This window comes from Streptococcus sanguinis (assembly GCF_900635155.1).
Taxonomy (GTDB): domain Bacteria; phylum Bacillota; class Bacilli; order Lactobacillales; family Streptococcaceae; genus Streptococcus; species Streptococcus sanguinis_G.
In genome coordinates, this window is sequence record NZ_LR134002.1 from 580,683 (window position 1) to 605,032 (window position 24,350).

The following is a 24,350-nucleotide window of genomic DNA, read 5'->3' on the forward strand; positions in this document are numbered from 1 at the left end:
AGGAGACTTGATGGAAGCACCGATTCGAATTAGGCAGGCCGACTTGAGCGACTGGGAGGAAATTCTTGCAATTGAACAGCTGAATTTTCCAGCAGCAGAGGCAGCCAGTTCAGAAGTTCTCAAAGAGCGGATTGAGCAGATTCCAGATACTTTTTTGCTAGCAGAGCTGCATGGTCAGCTGGCGGGCTATATTGTTGGATCAGCTATTCAGACGCGATATCTGACAGATGATCTCTTTAGCAAGGTGGGTGCTAATCCTCCAGAAGGTGGCTTCATTGCCGTCCAAAGTCTGTCCGTCCATCCGGATTTTCAGAGGCAGGGGGTCGGAACCTTGTTGCTTGCAGCTCTCAAGGAGACAGCTGTTCAGCAAAATCGACAGGGCATTAGCCTAACCTGTCATGATGAGCTGATACCTTATTATGAGATGAATGGTTTCGTCCATGAAGGGATTTCTGACTCAACTCATGGTGGAGCTGTCTGGTCTGATATGGTGTGGGAAAATCCCAATTTTAAGGAGAAGTGATGATTGTCCGTCAAGCTCAAATGGCTGACTTAGATGCCATTTATGCTATCGAATTGGAAAATTTCAGTCCAGAAGAGGCTGTTAGCCGCGAAAGTCTAGCAGCACATATCCAAACCCTATCTTCAACTTTTTTGGTGGCAGAAAAGAACGGTAAGATTTTGGGCTATCTGGAGGGACCTGTTCGTCCAGAACGTTATTTAAAGGATATTTCCTTTACAGAGGAGATTGAAGATTATGGTCATCTGGACGGTGGCTTTATCTCTCTGACCAGCCTTTCTATCTCGAAAGATGCTCAGGGGATGGGGATCGGCCGCAAGCTATTGGAAGCCATGAAAGAAATTGCTATAGCAGATGAACGCCACGGCATCAATCTGACCTGCCACGACTATCTCACCGCTTACTACGAGAAGCATGCCTTTGTAAATGAAGGTTTGTCACAATCAACTTACGCAGGCGCTACTTGGTTTGATATGGTCTGGGAAAATCCTAGACTCAAACTGCAAAAAAACCAATAATAAGCTAGAAAAACCTACTCTTATTGCATTTATCTGACTTTTAAGATATAATGTTAGGGATTATGATGAAGGAGGTCAAATTTTTGACTGAAAAATCACAAGACAAAGAGAAGAATCTGAGCTTTAAAGAGCAGATTTTGAAAGACTTAGCTGGAGAAAAGGAAGAACAAACTCCCTCTTCAACTAGCCAGTCAGAAGTGGACTCTGCTTCTGCAAAAGAAACAGCAGCTGCGGATGACTTTGAAGCTAGACCGGCTTCGGTAGATGTTTCCTACAAGGTTGCAGAGAATGAAAAGGCTCACCCTCAGGTCTATGGCCGAGTGGATGAGGAAGATAAGAAGCCCAATGAGGTCCTATCTCGGGCTAATCGGGCTAACAATACGGTCAAGAAAAAACGTCAAAACACATTAGCTCGCAGGATTATGACAACTGTTTTGCTGATTGTCCTGCTGGGACTTGTGGTCACAGGAGTTGTCGGCTATACTTATGTATCTTCAGCTCTTAAACCTGTTGATGCAAACGCAACAGAGTATGTGACGGTTGAAGTACCAGAAGGCTCTAGCTCTAAACAGATTGGGGAAATCCTCGAGAAAAAGGGGCTGATTAAAAATGCCCAAGTTTTTAGTCTCTATTCCAAGATTAAAAGCTTTAACAATTACCAGTCTGGCTATTACAATCTCCAAAAGAGTATGGACCTAGATACCATTGCTCGGCAGCTTCAGGAAGGTGGAACAGATACACCGCAACCACCAGTTGTTGGTAAGGTTACTATTCCTGAAGGCTATACACTGGAGCAGATTGCGGAGGCTGTGACGGTTAATGCAGCTGCAACTTCTAAGAAGACTAGTAAGACACCTTTTAGCAAGGACGATTTCCTAGCTAAGGTGCAGGATGAAGCTTTCATTTCCAAGATGGCGGCTAAGTATCCACAGCTGCTGGGCACTTTGCCAAGCAAGGACAGCGGAGTCAAGTACCGCTTAGAAGGTTACCTCTTCCCTGCCACTTATAACTATGGTGAGAATGCGGATCTGGAAAGCTTGATTGACCAGATGTTGGGTGCAATGAATACCAATCTGTCTTCTTACTACTCTACCATTGAAGCGAAGAACCTAACGGTTAATGAAGTTCTGACACTTGCTTCTCTGGTGGAAAAAGAAGGTTCGACAGACCAAGACCGCAAAGATATTGCCAGCGTATTTTATAATCGTCTCAATCAAGCGATGCCGCTTCAGAGTAATATCGCTATCCTTTATGCTCAAGGCAAGCTAGGAAAGAAAACGACTCTGAAAGAGGACGCTGAGATTGATACCAATATCGACTCGCCTTTCAATGTCTATAAAAAAGAAGGGCTTATGCCTGGGCCAGTTGATAGTCCGAGCCTGTCAGCTCTGGAAGCTACCATTAATCCAAGTAAGACGGACTACCTCTACTTTGTGGCAAATGTTGAAACAGGCGCTGTTTACTTCGCTAATACTTATGAGGAACACGCTAAAAATGTTGAGGAGCATGTCAACAGCAAGCTCACTCAATCCAGCAGCACTGATTAAAATGCTGTTATTGCAGACGAGAGAAAGCTAGGGCAGCTAGTTCTAGCTTTCTCAGTCCTGCTATATAAAAAAGGGACTGATACAGACTTGTCTCAGCCTCTTGTTTTAGTTTTAAAATAAAAGAAAATAAAAGAAAAGAGAAAAAATGGCTGAAAAAACTTATCCTATGACCCTAGAGGAAAAGGAAAAACTAGAAAAAGAATTAGAAGAATTGAAATTGGTGCGTCGTCCAGAAGTGGTAGAGCGTATTAAGATTGCCCGCTCCTACGGCGATTTGTCAGAAAACAGTGAATACGAAGCTGCTAAGGACGAACAGGCTTTTGTGGAAGGTCAGATTTCTAGTCTGGAAACCAAGATCCGCTACGCTGAGATTGTAAACAGTGACGCTGTAGCCAAGGACGAGGTAGCTATCGGCAAAACAGTTACCATCCAAGAAGTAGGCGAAAGCGAAGAGGAAGTTTACATTATCGTTGGTTCTGCTGGTGCAGATGCTTTCGCAGGCAAGGTATCCAATGAAAGCCCGATTGGACAAGCTTTGATTGGCAAGAAAACAGGTGATACTGCAACAGTCGAAACACCAGTTGGCAGCTACGACGTTAAAATTCTCAAGGTTGAAAAAACCGTTTAATCGATACCAAAAGGAACTGGCTAGAAGACTGGTTCTTTTTTCGTTTCTTTTAAGATAGAGAGTATAGGCTAGATAAGAAGAGCAGGGGAAAAATAGAGAAAAGACAGATGGTTATGCTATAATGAGAATAAGCTAGAAAAGTAGGAGAACTGTATGCAAGAGCAAGATATTTATGGGAAATACGGCGGCTATCTGCCAAAGATTTTAGATGATCTTAGTCAGCGTATTCAAGAGGCTAATGATCGAGTCAAGCAGGAAACAGGGCAGAAGCTTTTTGAGCATTTTAATGCACGGATCAAGCAGGCAGCCAGTATGGAAGAGAAATGCCAACGCAAGAATCTGCCTAGGGCGCCAGAGTCAGCCCTGAAAGAAATTCGTGATGCGATTGGGATTCGGATTGTTTGCGGTTTTATCGAGGACATCTATCAGACGATTGAGGTGCTTCGTCAGCTGGAGGGCTGTGAGATTGTTCTGGAAAAGGACTATATCCGAGCTGCCAAGCCTAATGGGTATCGCTCCTATCACTTGATATTAGAGGTGGAGACTCCTTATGAGGACTGTCATGGTCAAAATCCTGGCCGCTATTTTGTAGAAATCCAGCTTCGGACCATTGCTATGGATTCTTGGGCCAGCTTAGAGCATCAGATGAAGTACAAGCATGAGATTAAAGACAGCAAGCGGATTGTCCGCGAGCTGAAACGCTGTGCAGATGAGCTGGCGTCCTGTGATGTGACCATGCAGACCATCCGCAATTTGATTCGAGAAAGTGAGTGAGATGATGAAGATTTTATTAGCTGAAGATGAGCAGCAGCTGTCCCGTGTCCTGGAAACGGCGATGACCCATGAGGGCTATCAGGTTGATACCGCTTTTGATGGGCAAGAAGCTGTGGACTTGGCCAAGGAAAATGCTTATGATTTGATGATTCTGGATATCATGATGCCGGTCAAGACAGGCATTGAAGCGCTGAAAGAAATCCGCCAAACCGGCAATACGACCTATGTCATCATGCTGACAGCTATGTCAGAGGTGGATGACAAGGTCACAGGGCTGGATGCCGGTGCAGATGATTATCTGACCAAGCCTTTCTCTCTGAAAGAGCTTCTGGCTCGCCTGCGGTCTATGTCAAGACGGGTAGCGACGTTCACCCCCAATTTGCTGCAGATTGGTCAAACCAGCCTCAATGTCGGAGAACATGAGCTTATTAGCTCCAACTCTATCCGCCTAGCCGGTAAGGAATCTAGGATGATGGAATTTCTCATGCTCAATGCCCAGAAGAGTCTTTCTACTCAAGAAATCTTCCGCCATGTTTGGTCCAAAGATGAGGATGAGGATTTGGATGAAGGCTTCGTCTGGATTTATATTTCCTATTTGCGTCAGAAGCTGAAGGCTATTCATGCTGACCTTGCTATCTTGGGTGAGGAAGGCGGCAGTTTCACTCTGGTGCCGCTGGAAGGAGATAGCCATGTTTCGGAAGCTTAAAATTCGGTTCATTCTGTTGGCTTCGGCAGCTATTGTCTGTATTTTGCTGACCATGATTGCTGTCTTAAACTCTGTTCGCTTTCTGCAGACCAACGGAGAAATCCAAGCTGTTCTCAATATTCTATCTGCCAATAATGGAGATTTTCCCAGCGTAGAAGAAACGGCAGAGAGCTTGCAAAACGACCGTATCACCATTGACACGATCTACCAATACCGCTATTTTAGCGTGGTCTATAACGAAGACAAAACACTTTACTCCTCTAACTTGGACCATCTTTCCAATCTATCTAAGGAGCAGGCGCTCAGCTATGCTAACAAAGTGATTAAGAACAGCCGCAGCAGTGGGGTTTTTAAGGTAGGCAGTCAATTTTATTCCTACCAGATAACGCAGGATTCCAAGACCAAGCGCTATTTACTGGTGGTCTTAGATTCGACTAATTATCTCGAAAGTCGCAATGATTTTTTCTGGCTGTCTATCCAGTTATGCTTCTATAGCTTTATTTTCTTTGTCTTAGTCGTGTCTGGATTTTCCAACTTTGCTATCCGTCCCTATATCAAAAACTATGAAAACCAAAAGCGTTTCATTACCAATGCGGGACATGAATTGAAGACGCCATTGGCAATCATCTCAGCCAATACGGAGCTGCAAGAGCTGATGACTGGCGAAAATGAATGGACGGAAAGCACCAAAGACCAGGTCAAGCGCCTCAGCAACCTAATCAATCAAATGGTCGTTCTGGCCCGTCTGGAAGAGCAGCCAGATGTTACCTTGGTAGATGTGAATTTCTCAGAAGTTGTCAAAAAAGTGGCTGGAAACTTCAAGTCTGTCATCGAGAAGGCAGGCAAGAAGTATGAGATCAAGCTGCAGGAAGATATCCATGTCAAGGCAACTGAAGATGAACTTTATGAATTGGTTAGTATCCTGATTGACAATGCCTGCAAGTATTGTGACGAAGATGGGCAAATTTTTGTCACTCTGACCAAGGCTAAACGCGGGAAACGAGCTCGTCTGACGGTAGCCAATAGTTACGCGGACGGCAAAAATGTTGATTACAGTCGTTTCTTTGACCGTTTCTATCGCGAGGACGAATCGCACAATCAGAAGCAGCCTGGCTACGGAATTGGCCTATCCATGGCAGAAAGTCTGGTACGGATTTTCAAGGGCAGGATTTGGGTTTCATATAAGAAGGGCTTGATTGGCTTTACCGTTTTACTGTGATAGAGTCACCTCGTTCATCAGTTATTGATTTGTTTGCTGAGTTTTTTATATCGGTTACGCTGATTCTTACTCGAGATTAAAAAAATTCTTCTAGTATTAGCTAGAAGAATTTTTCTTTATCTTGACCGTTGCTTACCAGCATTGCGGTTCTTTTTCTTTTTGTTCTTTTGCTCAATAGCCGGCTGAGCTTTTGGAGTGACATCTTTAGCCCGGCTAGCTTTTTTCAAACCTTTAGGAGGATTTTTTTCAAATTCCTCTGCTACCTGTTTTCTCAGGCGAGGTCGAATGATATAGTTGATGATAAATTGCTGAATGATTTGGATAAATCCACCGACTACCCAGTAGAGAGTAACTGCGGCAGGAGAGAAGAATGAGAAACCAACAATCATGATAGGGCTCATATAAGAAGCTTGTTTCATGCTGTTTCTTTGAGTTTCATCTTCAATACCATGCAGAGAGAGCACTGACTGGATATAGTAGAGGACACCGACAATGGCGGTCAAAGCCCAATCGCTTTTGCCTAAATCGTTAATCCAGAGGAAGGAACTGCCTGCAACCCCTTGAGTATATTGGGCTGCGAAGAAGAGGGCTGAGAAGAAAGGCATTTGGATGAGCAGAGGCAGACAGCCGATACCGCCAAACATGCTGAGTCCATTTTCTTTTTGAGCAGCCATCAGTTCTTGCTGAGCCTGCATTTTCTCTTCCTGAGTCTCGGCATTTTTGATTCGCTCTTGGATTGGGGCAAAAATCGGCTTAAAGTAGTTCATCTTTTCAGACTGAAGCGTTGCCTTCCAAGACTGATAGATTCCCAGCGGCAGAATGATAATTCGCACGATAAGCGTAACGATGATAATCGCCAGACCATAACCCAAGCCTGAATTCTTAGCGAAAAATTGGATACCATCTGCCATAGGCTGACCGATCACGTCCCAGATCAGACCAGAAGGATTGCCGGCCTTGTCACGGCCTACACAGCCGGACAGGAAAAGAAGGGCAGCCAGTCCCATACCGGAGAATAAAAAGCGTTTGAAATGTTTCACGAGTTCATATCCTTTGTTTCTAAAAAATAATACCTATCTATTCTACTGTTTTTTTGCAAAATATACAATAGTTCTGCAGACCTAATTTGAAATTTTAAAGTCAGGATAGGAGTCGAAATTAGCCATGGTTACGTCCAAATAACTGACCTTAGAAAAAGGTGTCGGTCCCTTTCGGATTTCCTGGATAAATTTGGCCATCAAAGCTGGGTCATCAGCCTGAGCCAGAATGCCAACAGTGCCGTCGTCGTTGTTCCAGACACGGCCGGTAATACCTCCGATTTCCAGCGCTAGAGAATAGACTCCCCAGCGGAATCCAACCCCTTGTACCCGTCCTTGGGCTGTCATTTTCACTTTTTGCATGGCATCCTCCTTTAGTGAGCGGACCGAGGGGATTTAAGCCCTCAGTATGAGTGCAAGTCTGCTAAATTGTGGTATAATGTTCTTATGAATATTATAACCTCAAAAGCCAATAATGTGGTAAAAAAAGCTAAAAAACTTCATCACAAAAAATACCGCAAGGATTCTTATTTGATCGAGGGCTGGCATTTATTTGAGGAAGCTGTCAGCAGCGGGGCAGAGCTGATTCAAATTTTTGCTTTAGCGGAATACGCAGAGCAGCTGGCTGAGTTTTCTCAGGTAATCTTTGTCAGTCCAGAGATTTTAGCTGACTTGGCTGATAGTAAGACGCCACAGGGGATTGTCGCAGAAGTGGCTTTTGAAAGGGAAGAAATACCATCGGAGTTAAGTGGACGCTATCTTTTCTTGGAGGACGTTCAGGATCCAGGTAATGTCGGCACCATCATTCGGACTGCGGATGCAGCTGGTTTTGACGGGGTTTTTATCTCTAGCTCGTCGGCAGACATCTATAACCTAAAAACGCTGCGCTCTATGCAGGGGAGCCATTTCCATCTGCCAGTTTATCGGATGGATACGGCTGATTTTATTAGGCTGGCTCAGTCTTCCAGTCTGCCAATTCTAGCGTCGACCTTATCGTTAACATCTATCGATTACAGAGAGGTAGACAGCAAAGAGAGCTTTGTCCTAGTCATGGGCAATGAAGGGCAGGGGATTAGTCCAGAAATGACGGCAGCAGCTGATATTCTGGTCCATATTTCCATGAAGGGGCAGGCAGAAAGTCTCAATGTTGCTGTTGCTGCTGGTATTTTAATCTTTCATTTAAGCTAAAAATCAGAAAAAGAGATATAATAGTTGGCAAGGGAGGTGATTCTATGCCTTACAAAAAGGACGAGGAATTTATGGCCTATGTTGGGCACTTGATTGAAAAGCCTAGTGTTCAGCGACTGAAAGAAATTCCCCATCATATTCATTCCAATAGACTTGAACATTCCATCAATGTAAGTTATACTAGTTACAGAATTGCCAAAAAATTTGGCTGGAATGCCCGCAGCACAGCACGCGGTGCCCTGCTTCATGACTTATTCTACTATGACTGGCGTGTAACCAAGTTTAAGAAGAGTCATGCCTGGGTGCATCCCCGTCTGGCAGTTCGCAATGCTCGTAAGATTACCAAGCTTAATAAAGTCGAAGAGGATATTATCGTCAAGCATATGTGGGGGGCGACCATTGCTCCGCCGCGCTATAAGGAGTCTTATATTGTGACGATGGTGGACAAGTATTGGGCCGTCAAAGAAGCAACGGCACCATGGAGACGCAAGGGCGGTAATCGCAAGCTCTTTCATCGAAAGATGCTGAAACCGTAAATGTTTTATTATAAAAGGAGTAACTATGAATCATTCTATTATTCAAGATCAATCAGATATTAATTCTTTCTATGCTAAGATTTATTCTATCGTTGGTGTCGGTATCGGAATCTCAGCAATCGTGTCCCTCTTGATGCTAAACTTCTTTCAGGACATTATTATCTCTGTTCTGACAGGCTCCACTTGGATTTTCTATGCAGCTATTGCAGTTGAGTTTATACTTGTGTTGGTAGCATCTGGAACTGCTCGGAGCAATAGCCCAGCGGCGTTGCCTATGTTTTTAGCTTATTCAGCCATCAATGGTTTTACCTTAAGTATTATCATGGCGCTGTATCTTCAGTCAACTGTTCTCTTAGCCTTTCTGACAACGACCGTTATGTTCTTTGCTATGGGCTTCATCGGCAAGGTGACCAAGAAGGATCTTTCTGGAATGGGCAGAGCTTGTATGGCCGGTTTGATTGGTATTATTGCTGCTAGCTTCCTTAATATCTTCTTGAGAAGCAGTGGCTTGGACTTTATCATCAGTATCGTTGGTGTCCTTATTTTCTCAGGACTCATCGCTTGGGACAATCAGAAAATCCGCTATGTCTATGAGCAGACCAATGGCAATCCAGGGAATGGCTGGGCAATTTCGCTGGCTCTGCATCTGTATCTGGACTTCATTAATCTCTTCCTCAGCTTGTTGCGTATTTTTGGAAGAAACAAATAACTAAGCTAAATAAGACTCAAGCATTGGACGTTTGCTCCAGTGCTTTTTGTTTCTCCTATGGATTTATGGTATAATAAACCCAGCAAATAGAAAGCGAGAATAGTATGAAAACTCCTTTTGTCAGTCGTGAAAAGCTAGCTGAGATTACGGCTCAGTTTCCAACACCTTTCCATCTTTATGATGAGAAGGGAATTCGGGAAAGAGCGCGTGCCCTGCATGAGGCCTTTTCTTGGAATTCAGGCTTTAAAGAGTATTTTGCCGTCAAGGCCACTCCCAATCCTGCTATTTTAAAAATCCTCAAAGAAGAAGGCTGCGGGGTGGACTGTGCCAGCTATGTTGAGCTGCTCATGAGCCAAAAGCTGGGCTTTGCTGGACAGGATATCATGTTTTCGTCCAATAACACACCAGCTGAGGAATTTCAGTTTGCGCGTGACCTTGGAGCGACTATCAATCTGGATGCCTATGAAGATGTAGCTTTTCTAAAGGAGGCTGCTGGTATTCCCAAGGTTATTTCCTGCCGTTACAATCCTGGCGGTGTCTTTGAGCTGGGAACTAGCATTATGGATAATCCGGAAGAAGCCAAGTTTGGTATGACCAAGGACCAGCTGATTCAAGCTTTCAAAGAGCTCAAGGAGTTGGGAGCTGAGAAGTTTGGGATTCATGCTCTCTTGGCCTCAAATACTGTCAGCAATGACTACTATCCCGAACTGGCCCGTCAGCTTTTCGAGCTGGCTGTAGAAGTAGTGGATAAGACAGGAGTTGAGCTGGACTTTATCAATCTATCTGGTGGTGTCGGCATTAATTATCAGCCTGAAGGAGAGGAAAATGACATTGCGGTCATCGGTCAGGGAGTTCGTCAGGCCTATGAAGCTATTCTAACTCCGGCTGGCCTAGGGCAAGTCAAGATTTATACGGAGCTGGGTCGCTTTATGCTGGCACCTTATGGCCTGCTGGTCACCAAGGTTACCCATAAGAAGCAGACCTACCGAACCTATCTGGGAGTGGATGCTTCTGCGGTTAATCTACTTCGTCCTGCTATGTATGGCTCTTATCACCACATTACCAATATGGATCGACCCGAGGGAGAGACAGAGATTGTGGATGTTGTCGGCAGTCTCTGCGAGAATAACGACAAATTCGCCATTAATCGCTCGTTGCCCGTCAGTCAAATTGGCGATACACTAGTGATCCACGATACGGGTGCGCATGGTTTTTCTATGGGTTATCAGTACAATGCCAAGCTCCGCTCCAGCGAAATTCTCTTGGAACAAGATGACAATGTTCGCATGATTCGTCGGGCTGAAAAACCAGAAGATTATTTTGCGACACTGTATGGCTTTGATTTTGAAAAATAGAGAAAATTTGATATAATGAAGAGCAATGTAAAAAAGGAAATAGAGGAGTTCTCGATATGAATTTAGTTTTAGCAATTTTCTTGATTATGGCAGCATTTGCTGGAGGCGTGATCTTGGGTATGTATCTGCTTCGTCGGCAAGTTGAGAAGGAATTTGCAGAAAATCCGCGTCTGAATGTAGAAGCAGTTCGGACCTTGCTTAGCGCTAGCGGTCAACGGCCAAATGAAGCGAAAGTACAGCAAGTTTATCGTCAAATTATCAGCCAGCAGAAAGCTGCGCTTGCTAAGAGCAAAAAGAAAAAATAATTTTCTAGTGGCTGGCTGTTAATACCAGTAGAGAAAATCTATAAAAAAATGGGGATTTGGAATCGGCTTCCAGTCCCTTGTTTTAGAAAGAAGACCTTATGGATAATCGACCAATCGGTTTTTTAGACTCAGGAGTGGGCGGTTTGACTGTAGTCCGTGAGCTCATGCGGCAGCTCCCCCACGAAGAGGTCATTTATATTGGAGATTCGGCGCGGGCTCCTTACGGTCCAAGGCCTGCTGAGCAGATTCGCGCTTATACCTGGCAATTGGTCAACTTCCTCCTGACCAAGGATGTTAAGATGATTGTCATTGCCTGCAATACTGCGACTGCTGTTGTCTGGGAAGAAGTGAAGGAAAAGCTGGATATTCCAGTACTGGGCGTGATTCTGCCGGGGGCTAGTGCAGCTATTAAGTCAACTGCCAGCGGCCGCATCGGTGTTATCGGAACGCCAATGACAGTTTCTTCTGATATCTATCGGCAGAAGATTGAAGCGCTCTCGCCGGAGATGCAGGTGGAAAGTTTGGCCTGCCCTAAGTTTGTACCTTTGGTAGAGTCCAATGAACTTCATTCCAGTCTTACCAAAAAAGTGGTCTATGAAACCCTGCAGCCTCTGGCTGGCCGAGTAGATACCCTTGTCTTGGGCTGCACCCACTATCCCTTGCTCCGGCCTATTATTCAAAATAGGATGGGACCAAATGTGAAGCTGATTGATAGCGGGGCAGAGTGCGTACGGGATATTTCTGTCCTGCTCAATTACTTTGAAATCAACCGCAGCCGGGAAAAGCAGGAGCTCAATCACCGATTTTACACAACTGCCAATGCCAAAAGCTTTTCGGAGATTGCAGAAAGCTGGCTGGGCCTGAAAGTGAATGTGGAGCATGTAAGCTTATGACAAATAAAATTTATGAATACATTGACGAGAACAATTGGTATATCGGAGAATGGACTCGCTTTCGCAAGGCTGGCTATCATTTCAACGACATCCCATACAGGCTCTTGGAGCATATAGATGCAGAGTTGAGCGAGCTGATTGAGCGGGATTTGGATGAAGACTACAACGCCTTTACTACAGTTGTGGTCAAATACGGCTCGCCTATGTCCTATATCCAGTTTGTCCTCAATATGATTAACGACCGCCAGGAGCGGGATTTTAAGGCGACCAGTCATAAGGGGGCTATTCTGATTACAGAAAAGGACTTGCTGCGCAAGATTTTCTTCCTGTCTAAAGATGGAGTTAAGATGACTGACTTTTTTGGTCAGGGGCAGGAGACCGAGATGGCTGTCGGAGATACCATCTTGATTGCGACGCGAAACGAAGGTAAGACAGCAGAGTTTCGCAAACTCTTTGATAAGCTGGGCTATAAGGTTGAAAATCTCAATGATTATCCTGACTTGCCAGAAGTCGAAGAGACTGGAACTACCTTTGAGGAAAATGCGCGGCTCAAGGCGGAGACAATCAGTAAGTTGACCGGTAAAATGGTGCTAGCTGACGACTCGGGTCTGCAGGTCGATGTTTTAGGCGGCTTGCCTGGCGTCTGGTCGGCTCGCTTCGCTGGAGTAGGTGCGACAGATGATGAAAACAACATCAAGCTCTTGCATGAATTGGCTATGGTGTTTGATGTCAAAGATCGCTCTGCCCATTTTCATACGACCCTAGTGGTGGCCAGTCCTGACAGGGAGTCTCTGGTAGTTGAAGCGGATTGGCCGGGCTACATTGCCCATGAGCCAAAAGGGGAAAATGGTTTTGGCTATGATCCCTTGTTCTTAGTGGGAGAAACAGGAAAAACGTCTGCCGAACTAACGATAGAAGAAAAAAATGCGCAATCCCATCGGGCTCAGGCAGTTAAGAAATTAGTGGAGGTATTTCCAGCATGGCAAAGCAAACCATTATAGTCATGAGTGATTCTCATGGCGACCGTGCTATTGTAGAAGAAATTAGGAATCATTATATTGGAAAGGTAGATGCGATTTTCCATAACGGAGACTCTGAGCTTCCTTCTGATGATGAGGTATGGCAAGGGATTCAGGTTGTTGCAGGGAATATGGACTTTTACGACGGCTATCCAGAACGATTGGTGACGGATTTGGCGGGGACCATTATTGCACAGACTCACGGGCATCTCTTCCATATCAACTTTTCTTTTCAAAAGCTGGATTTGTGGGCGCAAGAGGTTAATGCAGACATCTGTCTCTATGGTCACCTGCATATCCCAGATGCTCGAATGGAGGGCAAAACGCTCTTTCTGAATCCGGGCTCCATCAGCCAGCCACGCGGCCTGTTCAACGAACGCCTCTACGCTAAGGTAGAGATTGATGATGACCGCTTTAAAGTTGATTACTATACACGAAATCATGAACTTTATCCAAGCTTGTCCAAGGAGTTTAGCCGATGATTGCTAAGGAATTTGAAGACTATCTGCTGCAACATGAAGAAACTTTTTTGACGCCTGGGGAAAATCTGGCGGTGATGATTGACACCCACAATGTGGATCATGCTATCCTACTGCTGAGCCAGATGACTTACTCACGTGTACCAGTCGTGACAGCAGATAAAAAGTTTGTTGGCACGATTTCCCTGACAGACATCATGTCCTATCGCATGCGCCATGATTTGCCAGAAGAGGAATTCATGATGACAGACATCGTCCATATGACTAAAATGGACGACTTGACAGTTGGACCAGATTATACTGTATCAGATGTACTTCATAAGCTGGTCGACGAGTCATTCCTGCCGGTTGTGGGCGAGGATCAGCATTTTTATGGAATTATTACTAGAAAGTCCATTTTGAAAGCTGTCAATTCTTTGTTGCACGGCTTTAGCAAGAAGTACGAAATTCGCAAAAAATGAAAGAATACATTAGACCGTTTTTAAATCAAAAAAATATCTCAGAAAATTCTAAAATTGCCTATTCTTATGATTTGGAGCAGTTTATCGAGGAAGTGCATGACCGGATTACCGAGACCAATCTGCGGATTTATCAAGCCTCTATCAAGGATTTTAAGGCGGCTGTTCAGAAGCGGAAGCTCTCAGCAGTCAATCAGTTTCTCTACTTCCTTTATCAGCAGCAGCTTATTGAGGAGTTTCACCGCTTGGTCCTGCCCAAGGTTTCCATATCAAAGGAGCAGGAAAATGAACTGCTGGATCTGTCTGCTTTTTGGCAGGAATCAAGCGTTCCCAGGGGGCGGCTGATGGCTCTTCTTATCTTGGAAATGGGCTTGCTGCCCAGTGAGATTCTGCAGGTCAGAGTGACAGATGTCAATCTTGATTTTCAGGTTTTGAAGATTGAAAAGGCCGGTCAGAAGCGGGTCATCAAGATTCCTGAGAGCCTGACGGGTGAGTTAGAAGACTATCTGACAGGGACATATTTATTTGAGAAAAACGGCAAATCCTATTCTCGTCAATGGGGCTTCCGTCAGCTAGAGGCTTTCTTGATTGAGCAGGGACAAGCCAGTCTATCTGCCCAAAGCCTGCGTGAGCAGTTTATTTTGCGCCAGCGGGAGAAGGGGATTGGCCTCTATGATATTGCCCAAGATTTGGGCTTGAAAACCATGATTACACTAGAAAAATACAGATAAAAATGGATATCAAACTAAAAGATTTTGAAGGCCCGTTGGACCTGCTGCTCCACCTTGTATCTAAGTACCAGGTGGATATTTATGATGTGCCCATTACGGAGGTCATCGAGCAGTATCTGGTTTATGTGGCTACTTTGCAGGCCATGAAGCTGGAAGTGACGGGCGAGTATATGGTCATGGCCAGCCAGCTCATGCTGATTAAGAGCCGCAAGCTTCTGCCTAAGGTGGCGGATAATGCTGAACTGGAAGATGATTTGGAGCAAGACCTCTTGAGCCAGATTGAGGAATACCGTAGGTTCAAGCTCTTAGGTGAGAAAATGTCGCTCCAGCATGATGACCGGGCGCTTTATTATTCTAAGCCCAAGCTGGAGCTGGTTTATGAAGATGCTGAGCTCCTGCATGACAAGTCAACGATAGATCTTTTCTTGGCTTTTTCCAAGGTTATCGCCAAGAAGCAAGAGGAGTTTTCTAAGAGCCATACAACCATTGTGCGAGACGAGTACAAGATTGAGGACATGATGGATGTGGTGCGTCAGCGCTGTGCAGGTAAGAGCCGTCTGGCTCTGCAGGAGATTTTTGCAGAGACCAAAGACATGAATGAGGTTATCACACTCTTTCTGGCGACCTTAGAATTGGTCAAGGTGCAGGAAGTGCAAGTCATTCAGGAAGAAAATTTTGGAAATATTTATTTAGTAGGAAGAGGAAATGAGTAAGTTAGCAGAGATTGAAGCCCTGCTTTTTGTAGCGGGAGAAGATGGACTAAAGGTTCATCAATTGGCAGAAATCCTTTCTTTGCCGCCGACCGGTGTCATTCAGAGTTTGGAGAAGTTGGCTGAGCAATATGAAGCCAATCCAGACTCTAGCCTGACCCTGCTGGAAACCTCAAAGACATACAAGCTGGTCACAAAGCCAGAGTTTGCTGAGATTCTGCGGGCCTATTCACGGGCGCCGATCAATCAAAGTCTGTCGCGGGCAGCGCTGGAGACCTTGTCTATCATTGCCTATAAGCAGCCGATTACGAGGGTAGAAATAGATGACATCCGCGGAGTTAATTCCAGCGGTGCTTTAGCCAAGCTCTTGGCTTTTGAACTGGTTCGAGAGGATGGCAAAAAAGAGGTCATTGGCCGGCCGAATCTCTATGTGACAACGGATTATTTCTTAGACTATATGGGGATCAATCACTTAGATGAGCTGCCGATTGTCGAAGAAACAGAGCTAGTTGCTGAAGAAAGCCAGCTCTTTATTGAAAGGACAGATATCGATGAGAATCAATAAATACATCGCTCATGCTGGGATAGCCAGCCGCCGAAAAGCAGAAGAGCTAATCAGGCAGGGGAAGGTCAGTATAAACGGCCAAGTGGTACGTGAACTGGCGACGAACGTTAAGTCTGGCGATCATGTGGAAGTAGAAGGCCAACCTATCTACAACGAAGAGAAGGTTTATTACCTCCTCAATAAGCCGCGCGGGGTCATTTCCTCTGTCAGTGATGACAAGGGACGTAAGACGGTCGTGGAGCTCTTGCCTCAGGTCAAGGAGCGGATTTATCCGGTCGGTCGTTTGGACTGGGATACTTCTGGCATTCTCATTCTGACAAATGACGGAGATTTTACCGACGAGATGATTCATCCCCGCAATGAGATTGATAAGGTCTATGTAGCCCGTGTCAAAGGATTGGCCAATAAAGAAGTTCTTCGTCCTCTGACTCGCGGTATTGAGATAGAGGGGCGCAAAACCAAGCCAGCGGTTTATGAGATTATCAAGGTTGATCCGGCGAAAAATCGCTCGGTCGTTCAGCTGACCATCCACGAAGGCCGTAACCATCAGGTCAAGAAGATGTTCCAGGCGGTCGGATTGCAAGTAGATAAGCTTTCACGGACTCGCTTTGGTCATTTGGACTTAACTGGCCTCAAGCCTGGTGAGTATCGAAAACTCAGCAAGAAAGAAGTCAGCCAGCTACATACGCTGGCTGTAACCAAGACCAAGAAATGATAAAGAAACTGTTTATTGCTCCTGTCCGCTTTTATCAACGCTTCATATCGCCTGCTTTTCCTCCGTCTTGCCGCTTTAGGCCCACCTGCTCTAACTATATGATAGAGGCTATCCAGAAGCATGGTGCCAAGGGAGTTTTGATGGGTCTGGCTCGAATTCTCCGTTGCCATCCTTGGTCTCAGCCGGGCGAAGACCCTGTACCAGAACATTTCAGTTTGAGAAGAAATAATTCAAGAAAAAAGTCACACTAGATAAGTATCTAGTGTGACTTTTATATATATCTATATTCTCTGAACATTTCCTATCTTCTAGACCAAGTCTTAGGCAGGAAGAGCAGGAGAATCGGGTAGATCTCCAAGCGACCGCCAATCATAGCAAAGGCTAGCAGCAGTTTGGAAAAAGGACTAAAGATAGAAAAATTATCTGTCGTCCCAATCATGGGGCCGATATTGTTGAAGCAAGAGACAACACCGCTGACAACCGTCATGAAATTATTATTATCCAAGCTGACAATGAAAATGAGAGCTAGAATAATCAAGATATAAACAGCTAAGTATTTCAGTACCTTATGCTGAGTATCCTTGTCGATGACCGCACCATTGATATGCAAGGTCAGGACGCGATTAGGTGATAGGGTAGATAGAATCTGATTTTTAGCAATGCGGGAAATGATAATCCCCCGAATGACCTTGAATCCCCCAGCTGTTGATCCAGCCGAGCCCCCGATACACATGAGCAGGAGCAGGATGACCTGAGAAAAGAGAGGCCACTTGACCGTATCACCATAGCCGAATCCAGTCGTTGTGATGATATTGGAAACCTGGAAGAAGGAAATCTCCACGCTCTTGGCAAAGCCTTGATAGAGGTGGAAGACATTAAAGGCAATCAAGGCAGTAGAAAGAAAGACAATCCAGAGATAGCCTCTAAGCTCTTCATCACCAAAGCAGGCCTTAAACTTGCGAATCAGCAAGTAATAGTAGAGATTGAAGTTGACCCCGAAAGCTAAAACTCCAAAGCTGACCAGATAAGTAATCAGCGAGCTGTTATAGTGGGCGATACCGTCATTATAAACGGTGAATCCTCCTGTGCCAGCAGTTCCCATGGCAATGACCAGACTATCAAAGAGCGGCATACCCGCTAGGAAATAAAGCAGAGCAAAGATAGCAAAGAGAGCTAGATAGATGATGTAAAGAATCTGAGCCGTACTCTTGAGCTTGGACACAACCTTGCCAAAGACTGGGCCCGGAACTTCTGCTTTCATGACCTCCAAGTGACCATTTTTAGCATTGTCCATAATAGCTAGGGCAAAGACCAGCACTCCCATCCCTCCGATTAAGTGGGTAAAACTGCGCCAGAAGAGCAGCGAATGGGAGAGGACACCGACATCGTTAAGGATAGTCGCTCCCGTGGTGGTAAAGCCAGAGCTGATCTCAAAGAAAGCATCAATAACGTCTGGAATTTGCCCGGAAAAAACAAAGGGCAGGGCTCCGAAGAAGGACCAGAGAATCCAGCAAAGGGCTACAATTAGTACACCTTCCTTGGCGTAGATATGTAGGTCCTTGGGCTTAAAATAAGAGCCTATGCAACCTAAAACTAGCAGGATGGCCATGGTCGCCCCGATAGAGAGAAAGATTTTTAAGGGCTCACCGTAGATTAGAGCTACGATAATGGGCACAATCAGCAGTGCCGCCTCAATCAGTAGTAATTTTGCCAGCAGGTAGCGAATCATAGATCTATTCATGGGCCTACCTCGCTAACAGATCGTAAATCTGGGTGATATTTTGCAGCAGAGTAGTAACGATAATCTTATCTCCGACTTGCAGGTCGTCATCACCGGTAGGGAAGATGGCTTTGCCTTGACGGATAATGGCCGCAATCAGGACATCTTTCTTCAGATGAAGCTGAGACAGAGGAATACCAGTCATCTTGTTTTCTTCCTTGATTTGGAACTGCAGGGTCTCAATTTGGCCATTGGCTACATGGTGCAGAGCTTCTAGGTTAGAGAATTGAGCATTGTAGCGACCGCGGATAAAGTGCATAATGGTATCAACAGCGATACCTTTAGGTGTCACGATGCTGGCAAAATCTTGATTATCAATGATTTCCAACAAACTGGTCCGGTTAATCTTGGTGATGTTTTTCTGTACACCTAGATTATTAAGGAACATGGAAGTGATGATATTTTCTTCATCCACACCAGTCAGGGTAGCGATGGCATCAAAGTTATTAGCGCGTTCCTCCAGCAGGATGTCCTTGGCAGTACCATCACCATGGACGACATAGAGATCAGGAAATTCCTGACTGAAAAAGTTTGCCCGCTCACGGTTGGATTCAATGATTTTGAGCTCAATTTTACTGTTTTTGAGAATATTGAGCAGGTAATAAGCGATCTTGCCAGCCCCGATAATCATCAGGCTCTTAACCACTCTAGGGCGTACCATATTGTGGAATTGAACGATGTCTAGGCGATTACCTGTTACATAGATCTTGTCCCCGGCCTCCAAAGTGAAGTCACCGTCAGGAATTTCCAAGTGCCCTTTTCTCTCAATAGCACAGACAATGATATTTCCAAATTTCTTACGGAACTGGGAAATATTCATCTGGCAGAGATTGCTGTCTTCCTTGAGTTTGAACTCCATCAGTGCCACTCGCCCATTGGCAAAGTGCTCTACTGACAGGGCATTAGGAAAGTCAATGATATTAGCAATGTAGCGAGCAGTTAGGAGCTCAGGATTGACCACCAGCGAGAAGCCCAGAATGTTCTTCTCCTTAAAGTAAGGGTTGGAATACTCAGGATTGCGCACTCGAACGATAGTTTCCTTTGCCCCCATCCGCTTGGCTAGGACCGCTGAAACCATGTTGACCTCATCCTGCTCGGTCATAGAGATGAAAATGTCACAGTGCCCAACATCTGCCTGTTCTAGGATTTTAAAGTTGGCACCATTTCCAGAAATACCGATAATATCATAGCGCTTGGTAACCTGGTTGAGAACAGCCTCATCCTGCTCAATCAGGATAACATCATGTTTTTCAGCCACTAAGGAGCGACAGAGAGCCGTTCCGACCTTCCCGCCGCCAACAACGATAATTTTCATAAGTTTAGATTCCTCCAAAGTATGTATCTATCATACTCTTTTTTCATTTAAATTTCATCTATATAATACAGAATAGTCTAGTTATTTATAGAATTTCGGATATTTTTTCACTAAAATGATATCTTCCTATGAAAATTTTAAAAAAACTAGAATTTTTTGAGCCGTTTTTATTGACTTGTAGGCTGAAAGTGTTATACTAAATGAGTACCTTCATTGGTTTACCTCAAACCTGTTGTGATGTAAGTTAATGAAGCCTTAACCACGCTGTTTGCTGAGCTTGACTCCGGGCAGTGTGGCTATTTTTTTATCTAAAGAAAAATACTAGGAAAAATATTCTTATTATGAAAAATCATATCGTTCTTTTTGAGCCTCAGATTCCGCAGAATACCGGCAATATTGCCCGTACTTGCGCCGCGACTAATTCGCCGCTTCACATCATCAAGCCCATGGGCTTTCCTATTGATGACCGCAAGATGAAGCGGGCGGGGCTGGACTATTGGGATAAGCTGGACATCACCTACTATGATAGTTTAGAAGATTTTATGGAGCAGATGGACGGCCGACTTTATCTGATTTCTAAGTTTGCGGAGAAGGTCTATTCTGAGGAAAATTTTGCTGCAGGAAGCTCGCACTATTTTATGTTTGGTCGTGAGGACAAGGGACTACCAGAGGAATTTATGCGCTCTCATCCAGAAAAGGCCCTGCGTATTCCCATGAACGACCAGCATGTCCGCAGCCTCAACGTTTCAAATACAGTCTGTATGATTGTCTATGAAGCCCTGCGTCAGCAAAATTTTGCTGGCTTAGATTTGGTACATGAGTATGAAGCGGACAAGCTGAAGTAGCGGAATGAATGTATCTAAGCAGTAAATTTTCCTAATAGATAGAATACCATTGTTGAAACATTTTTAATTACATCAATCAAATTGCTTGCTCTGGAAGGCTTTTTTTGTTATGATAATGATGTCTTCAGGGCAGGGTGAGATTCCCGACCGGCGGTAATTTTTGGATTGGAAATTTTTTCTCAATGCCAAATCAAGTCCGCGAGCGCAAGCTGATGTGGTGAGATTCCACAACCGACAGTATAGTCTGGATGGGAGAAGACGAGAGGCAGTGAAGCATTCTTGCCGTTTAATCTTTATTTAAGGGCTGAGCCTTATACTAAATAATCATTAGCTGACAAGCCTTTTTTCAGTGGCCTTTCCGGCTTCTCTAATTTTTATAAATTGGAGGAACCTGTGATGACAAATACTCGTAAGTTGGCGATTGTAGCAGTTTTATCTGCTCTATCATTTCTACTCATGCTTTATGAGATTCCCTTGATAACCGAGTTTCTAAAGTTGGATTTTTCAATTATTCCGATTTTACTGGCTTTGGTAGTCTTGGATTTAAAAAGCTCTCTAGCAGTGCTCTTGATTCGCTCTGTCTTAAAGCTAGCTTTGAATAATAATGGTGTAGGTACTCTAATCGGTCTCCCCATGAATATATTGGCAGTAGCTGTATTTGTTTCTGCTTTTGCACTCTTATGGAAAAAAAGGAAAAACTTGTCTGACTATGTGAAGGCTTCTCTGGTAGCAACGCTTGGTCTAACTGTCACTATGATCGTTTTAAATGTCATTTATGCAGTTCCTCTCTTTGCGAGATTTGCTGGTTTTGATATCTATAAAACATATGGCCTGTCCAAGTATCTGCTGACCATGATTGTCCCCTTTAACCTATTAGAAGGAGTGATCTGGGCTATCGTCTTTTGGCTGATTTACACGCTCTTGCAGCCCGTCCTAAAACGCTATGAAAAATAAACAATCTTATCTAACAAAGGGCTCTTTTGCCCTTTTACTTTTCGTCATGCTAGGCTACATGGTCAAGTTTTATCCTGACCAGCTGACCAGCTTTGACACCCCGATTCAGACATGGCTGCGGGGAGACTTGCCTGCAGCTTTGACGACATTTTTCAAACTAGTGACCAGTGTGATTGACCCGATCGGGATTATCATCTGGGTTTCAGCTCTTGTCCTGTTTTTCCTTTATAAAAAATGGAAGCTAGAAGCTGCCTTGCTAGCGGGAAATCTGGTCTTACATGGGGTTTTGATTAAGCTGATTAAACTTGTTTACCACAGAAGCCGGCCGAGTCTTTCGCATTTGGTCGAAGAGGGCGGTTATTCTTTCCCGAGCGGACATTCCATGGCGACAGCCATTGTTCTTGGAACCTTGATTATTATCGCTCAGCAACGGATTCAAAACCAAAAAATCAAGCGCTTGGCACAAGGCCTGCTCCTGGTCTATATCTTCACTGTTATGGCATCCAGAGTCTATCTGGGTGTGCACTATCCGACGGATGTAATCGGAGGAGCCTTGATGGGCTTTGCCATTCTCAATATCGAATTTCCCTTTTATGACAAGCTGCGCTTTCAGTGGCGTTTCAAGGGAAAGCAGAAATAAATATAGATGCGAAAGGTTGGTTTTGCTGGCCTTTTTGTCTTGAAAAAGAAAATCCCTTTCTTTAAGATAGGAGCAAACAAGATTAGGAGCTTAGTTTGTCTAATTTAAATCAAGAACTCATTGATGCTGTTTTGGTAGTAGTAGATACCATTCCCTCTGGGCGCGTAGCGACCTATGGGCAGATTGCCCGTTTGATTGGTCGGCCAAAAAATGCCCGCTTGGTGGGAAAGATTCTCAGTCAATCGGAACTTTATGGCGGTCTACATCCTTGCCATCGGGTTGTCAATGCAGCAGGGCGCCTCGCACCTGGCTGGGAAGACCAGAAACACTTGCTCTGGGCTGAAGGAGTGGACTTGAAGGCTAATGGCTGTGTGGATTTGAAAGTCTATTTGTGGAATCGGTGATTTCCTTCTTTCTTTGTGAAAGAGGGAATGTTTGTTTCTATACTCTTTTTTGTGGTAGAATGAAAGGTATGAAATCTTACAATTCTTTGAATGATTATTATCGAAAACTTTTTGGTGAAAAGACTTTTAAGGTGCCTATTGATGCAGGTTTTGACTGTCCCAATCGGGATGGTACAGTAGCGCATGGAGGCTGTACGTTCTGTACCGTTTCGGGCTCAGGTGATTCCATTGTGGCACCAGATGCTCCCATTCGCGAGCAGTTCTATAAAGAAATTGACTTTATGCACCGCAAGTGGCCTGATGTTCGCAAGTATCTGGTCTATTTCCAGAACTTCACCAATACCCATGAGAAGCTTGAAGTGATTCGCGAGCGCTATGAGCAGGCTATTAACGAGCCAGGTGTCGTTGGACTCAATATCGGGACTCGGCCAGACTGTTTGCCAGATGATACCATTGCCTATTTGGCTGACCTGTCTGAGCGCATGCATGTGACCGTAGAGTTGGGGCTTCAGACTACCTATGAGGAGACTTCAGATTTGATTAATCGTGCCCATTCTTATGAGCTCTATGTGGAGACGGTCCAGCGAGTCCGTAAGTTGGCTCCCAAGGCGGAGATTGTCTCTCACTTGATCAACGGCCTGCCGGGTGAGACCCATGACATGATGCTAGAGAATGTCCGCCGCTGTGTGACCGATAATGACATTCAAGGGATCAAGCTCCACCTACTTCACTTGATGACTAATACCCGTATGCAGCGGGATTATCATGAGGGGCGACTGCAGCTGCTCAGTCAGGAGGAGTATGTCTCTATCGTCTGCGACCAACTGGAGATTATCCCCGAGCATATCGTCATCCACCGTATCACAGGTGATGCTCCGCGGGATATGTTGATTGGTCCCATGTGGAGCCTCAATAAATGGGAAGTTCTCAATGCCATTGAGACAGAAATGCGTCGCCGTGGCAGCAAACAAGGCTGTAAAGCAAAGGAGCAGAGATTCGTATGTTAAGACCCTTACAGATGGCCCATGCCTTTTTGGCAGAAGTCGTGACCAAGGAAGATACCGTGGTGGATGCTACCATGGGGAATGGGCATGACACCCTCTTTCTGGCTAAGTTGGCCAAGCAAGTCTATGCTTTTGACATTCAGGAGCAAGCTGTGGAAAAGACCCGCCAGCGCTTGGCAGAAGCGGACTTGGACAATGCCCAGCTAATCTTGGCTGGGCATGAGACTCTGGACCAATACACAGACCATTTCAAGGCCGCAATTTTTAATCTTGGTTACCTGCCTTCGGCGGACAAGTCTGTTATTACCCGACCTGATACGACGCTGGAAGCTCTGGAAAAGGTCTGTCGAGGCATGGAAAAAGGTGGCCGTGCAGCTATCATGATTTATTACGGGCATGAAGGTGGCGAAGTTGAAAAAGATGCGGTGCTAGACTTCGTCAGTCAGCTGCCCCAGCAGGATTTCACCGTTGCCCTCTACAAGACAATCAATCAGATCAACAACCCGCCTTTCTTGGTCATGATTGAGAAATTGAGAGAAGTGCTTGGTTAAACGCCTTAGGAAGCGTTTAATCAGGTGCTTTTTTATTTATTGACGCTTTTATTTTGAAAAATGAGAAAAAAAGCAGTAAACCATTGCGATTTACTGCTTTAAAAATTGTTCTATTCAATTAGACAAATTCTTATGTTTCATCGTCTTTGCACCTCCGGTATTCATGATACCACAATAATCTCACTAGCAATCATGTGTAGAGATGTTATTGCCAAACTCAAATTTGGTGCACTGTAGATGATCCT

The 24,350-nt window shown here is 44.8% G+C and carries 31 protein-coding genes and 1 riboswitch; of the genes, 27 read left to right on the top strand and 4 right to left on the bottom strand.

What is annotated here, in order from left to right:
• Positions 1-10: 10 nt before the first annotated feature.
• The 7 genes from ELZ47_RS02915 to ELZ47_RS02945 all read left to right on the top strand — a co-directional run bounded on the left by ELZ47_RS02915 (position 11) and on the right by ELZ47_RS02945 (position 5,912).
• On the top strand, positions 11-523 hold the full coding sequence (locus ELZ47_RS02915; protein ID WP_125331116.1) for a GNAT family N-acetyltransferase: 513 nt from the start codon (positions 11-13) through the stop codon (positions 521-523).
• Entirely contained in the window at positions 523-1,038 is a 516-nt protein-coding gene (locus tag ELZ47_RS02920) for a GNAT family N-acetyltransferase (protein WP_072074445.1), read from the top strand. Before ELZ47_RS02915 ends, ELZ47_RS02920 begins: the two co-directional genes overlap by 1 nt.
• 50 nt (positions 1,039-1,088) lie before the next feature.
• Complete coding sequence (gene mltG, locus ELZ47_RS02925; RefSeq protein WP_125331117.1) at positions 1,089-2,585, top strand: endolytic transglycosylase MltG; 1,497 nt, start codon at positions 1,089-1,091, stop codon at positions 2,583-2,585.
• Between the two features lie 145 nt (positions 2,586-2,730).
• Positions 2,731-3,213 carry a transcription elongation factor GreA gene (greA, locus tag ELZ47_RS02930; protein ID WP_002894584.1) on the top strand — a complete coding sequence of 161 codons (483 nt, stop codon included), beginning with the start codon at positions 2,731-2,733 and terminating at the stop codon, positions 3,211-3,213.
• Positions 3,214-3,366: 153 nt separating this feature from the next.
• Positions 3,367-3,987: a GTP pyrophosphokinase gene (locus tag ELZ47_RS02935; RefSeq protein WP_125331118.1), complete on the top strand. Its 621-nt coding sequence runs from the start codon at positions 3,367-3,369 to the stop codon at positions 3,985-3,987.
• 4 nt (positions 3,988-3,991) lie between these two features.
• Positions 3,992-4,693: a response regulator transcription factor gene (locus tag ELZ47_RS02940; protein ID WP_312022627.1), complete on the top strand. Its 702-nt coding sequence runs from the start codon at positions 3,992-3,994 to the stop codon at positions 4,691-4,693.
• Positions 4,677-5,912, top strand: a complete 1,236-nt coding sequence (locus tag ELZ47_RS02945) for a sensor histidine kinase (RefSeq protein WP_125331120.1) — start codon at positions 4,677-4,679, stop codon at positions 5,910-5,912. The genes ELZ47_RS02940 and ELZ47_RS02945 overlap by 17 nt, the downstream gene beginning before the upstream one ends.
• Before the next feature lie 116 nt (positions 5,913-6,028).
• Here ELZ47_RS02945 and yidC read toward each other — a convergent pair whose 3' ends face one another.
• Positions 6,029-6,952 carry a membrane protein insertase YidC gene (yidC, locus tag ELZ47_RS02950; protein ID WP_125331121.1) on the bottom strand — a complete coding sequence of 308 codons (924 nt, stop codon included), beginning with the start codon at positions 6,950-6,952 and terminating at the stop codon, positions 6,029-6,031.
• An 81-nt stretch (positions 6,953-7,033) separates the two neighbouring features.
• Positions 7,034-7,312, bottom strand: coding sequence for an acylphosphatase (locus ELZ47_RS02955; protein ID WP_049553182.1), 279 nt, complete (start codon positions 7,310-7,312; stop codon positions 7,034-7,036).
• A gap of 84 nt (positions 7,313-7,396) precedes the next feature.
• On the opposite strand from ELZ47_RS02955, the gene ELZ47_RS02960 reads away from it, so the two are divergent.
• From ELZ47_RS02960 to yidD, 14 genes are all read left to right on the top strand, one after another.
• The gene (locus tag ELZ47_RS02960) at positions 7,397-8,137 is read left to right on the top strand and encodes a TrmH family RNA methyltransferase (protein WP_126435228.1); all 741 of its coding nucleotides are present in this window, start codon (positions 7,397-7,399) and stop codon (positions 8,135-8,137) included.
• A 44-nt stretch (positions 8,138-8,181) separates the two neighbouring features.
• Positions 8,182-8,673: an HD domain-containing protein gene (locus tag ELZ47_RS02965; RefSeq protein ID WP_126435229.1), complete on the top strand. Its 492-nt coding sequence runs from the start codon at positions 8,182-8,184 to the stop codon at positions 8,671-8,673.
• Positions 8,674-8,698: 25 nt separating this feature from the next.
• On the top strand, positions 8,699-9,382 hold the full coding sequence (locus ELZ47_RS02970) for a Bax inhibitor-1/YccA family protein (RefSeq protein ID WP_002913238.1): 684 nt from the start codon (positions 8,699-8,701) through the stop codon (positions 9,380-9,382).
• A 104-nt stretch (positions 9,383-9,486) separates the two neighbouring features.
• The gene (locus ELZ47_RS02975) at positions 9,487-10,737 is read left to right on the top strand and encodes a diaminopimelate decarboxylase (RefSeq protein WP_125331124.1); all 1,251 of its coding nucleotides are present in this window, start codon (positions 9,487-9,489) and stop codon (positions 10,735-10,737) included.
• A gap of 56 nt (positions 10,738-10,793) precedes the next feature.
• Positions 10,794-11,042, top strand: coding sequence for a YneF family protein (locus ELZ47_RS02980; RefSeq protein ID WP_002894600.1), 249 nt, complete (start codon positions 10,794-10,796; stop codon positions 11,040-11,042).
• 98 nt (positions 11,043-11,140) lie between these two features.
• Positions 11,141-11,935, top strand: a complete 795-nt coding sequence (gene racE, locus ELZ47_RS02985) for a glutamate racemase (RefSeq protein WP_049543891.1) — start codon at positions 11,141-11,143, stop codon at positions 11,933-11,935.
• The gene (locus ELZ47_RS02990) at positions 11,932-12,936 is read left to right on the top strand and encodes a nucleoside-triphosphate diphosphatase (RefSeq protein ID WP_125331125.1); all 1,005 of its coding nucleotides are present in this window, start codon (positions 11,932-11,934) and stop codon (positions 12,934-12,936) included. Before racE ends, ELZ47_RS02990 begins: the two co-directional genes overlap by 4 nt.
• A complete protein-coding gene (locus ELZ47_RS02995) occupies positions 12,915-13,436 on the top strand; it encodes a metallophosphoesterase (protein WP_002897024.1) in 522 nt (173 codons plus the stop codon). Before ELZ47_RS02990 ends, ELZ47_RS02995 begins: the two co-directional genes overlap by 22 nt.
• Complete coding sequence (cbpB, locus tag ELZ47_RS03000; RefSeq protein WP_002897025.1) at positions 13,433-13,894, top strand: cyclic-di-AMP-binding protein CbpB; 462 nt, start codon at positions 13,433-13,435, stop codon at positions 13,892-13,894. Before ELZ47_RS02995 ends, cbpB begins: the two co-directional genes overlap by 4 nt.
• Positions 13,891-14,622, top strand: coding sequence for a site-specific tyrosine recombinase XerD (gene xerD, locus ELZ47_RS03005; RefSeq protein WP_125331126.1), 732 nt, complete (start codon positions 13,891-13,893; stop codon positions 14,620-14,622). The genes cbpB and xerD overlap by 4 nt, the downstream gene beginning before the upstream one ends.
• 2 nt (positions 14,623-14,624) lie before the next feature.
• Complete coding sequence (locus ELZ47_RS03010; protein ID WP_126435230.1) at positions 14,625-15,335, top strand: segregation/condensation protein A; 711 nt, start codon at positions 14,625-14,627, stop codon at positions 15,333-15,335.
• On the top strand, positions 15,328-15,897 hold the full coding sequence (gene scpB, locus ELZ47_RS03015) for an SMC-Scp complex subunit ScpB (RefSeq protein ID WP_002894610.1): 570 nt from the start codon (positions 15,328-15,330) through the stop codon (positions 15,895-15,897). Before ELZ47_RS03010 ends, scpB begins: the two co-directional genes overlap by 8 nt.
• Positions 15,884-16,612 (top strand): pseudouridine synthase, encoded by a 729-nt coding sequence (locus ELZ47_RS03020; protein ID WP_125331128.1) that lies wholly within the window; start codon positions 15,884-15,886, stop codon positions 16,610-16,612. The genes scpB and ELZ47_RS03020 overlap by 14 nt, the downstream gene beginning before the upstream one ends.
• Complete coding sequence (gene yidD / locus ELZ47_RS03025; protein WP_126435231.1) at positions 16,609-16,863, top strand: membrane protein insertion efficiency factor YidD; 255 nt, start codon at positions 16,609-16,611, stop codon at positions 16,861-16,863. Before ELZ47_RS03020 ends, yidD begins: the two co-directional genes overlap by 4 nt.
• A 50-nt stretch (positions 16,864-16,913) precedes the next feature.
• Here the strand turns inward: yidD and ELZ47_RS03030 are convergent, their stop codons facing one another.
• On the bottom strand, positions 16,914-18,353 hold the full coding sequence (locus ELZ47_RS03030) for a TrkH family potassium uptake protein (protein ID WP_126435232.1): 1,440 nt from the start codon (positions 18,351-18,353) through the stop codon (positions 16,914-16,916).
• Between the two features lie 4 nt (positions 18,354-18,357).
• Complete coding sequence (gene trkA / locus ELZ47_RS03035) at positions 18,358-19,707, bottom strand: Trk system potassium transporter TrkA (RefSeq protein WP_125331130.1); 1,350 nt, start codon at positions 19,705-19,707, stop codon at positions 18,358-18,360.
• Between the two features lie 341 nt (positions 19,708-20,048).
• On the opposite strand from trkA, the gene ELZ47_RS03040 reads away from it, so the two are divergent.
• The 6 genes from ELZ47_RS03040 to ELZ47_RS03065 all read left to right on the top strand — a co-directional run bounded on the left by ELZ47_RS03040 (position 20,049) and on the right by ELZ47_RS03065 (position 24,105).
• On the top strand, positions 20,049-20,552 hold the full coding sequence (locus ELZ47_RS03040; RefSeq protein ID WP_164549541.1) for a tRNA (cytidine(34)-2'-O)-methyltransferase: 504 nt from the start codon (positions 20,049-20,051) through the stop codon (positions 20,550-20,552).
• 116 nt (positions 20,553-20,668) lie between these two features.
• Positions 20,669-20,816: riboswitch (FMN riboswitch) on the top strand.
• A gap of 132 nt (positions 20,817-20,948) precedes the next feature.
• Positions 20,949-21,506 (top strand): ECF transporter S component, encoded by a 558-nt coding sequence (locus tag ELZ47_RS03045; RefSeq protein ID WP_125331188.1) that lies wholly within the window; start codon positions 20,949-20,951, stop codon positions 21,504-21,506.
• Complete coding sequence (locus ELZ47_RS03050) at positions 21,496-22,146, top strand: phosphatase PAP2 family protein (protein ID WP_125331132.1); 651 nt, start codon at positions 21,496-21,498, stop codon at positions 22,144-22,146. Before ELZ47_RS03045 ends, ELZ47_RS03050 begins: the two co-directional genes overlap by 11 nt.
• A 95-nt stretch (positions 22,147-22,241) precedes the next feature.
• Positions 22,242-22,550, top strand: a complete 309-nt coding sequence (locus ELZ47_RS03055) for an MGMT family protein (RefSeq protein ID WP_125331133.1) — start codon at positions 22,242-22,244, stop codon at positions 22,548-22,550.
• 59 nt (positions 22,551-22,609) lie between these two features.
• Positions 22,610-23,557 carry a TIGR01212 family radical SAM protein gene (locus tag ELZ47_RS03060; protein ID WP_125331134.1) on the top strand — a complete coding sequence of 316 codons (948 nt, stop codon included), beginning with the start codon at positions 22,610-22,612 and terminating at the stop codon, positions 23,555-23,557.
• Entirely contained in the window at positions 23,551-24,105 is a 555-nt protein-coding gene (locus ELZ47_RS03065) for a class I SAM-dependent methyltransferase (protein WP_126435233.1), read from the top strand. The genes ELZ47_RS03060 and ELZ47_RS03065 overlap by 7 nt, the downstream gene beginning before the upstream one ends.
• The last annotated feature ends 245 nt before the right edge of the window (positions 24,106-24,350 follow it).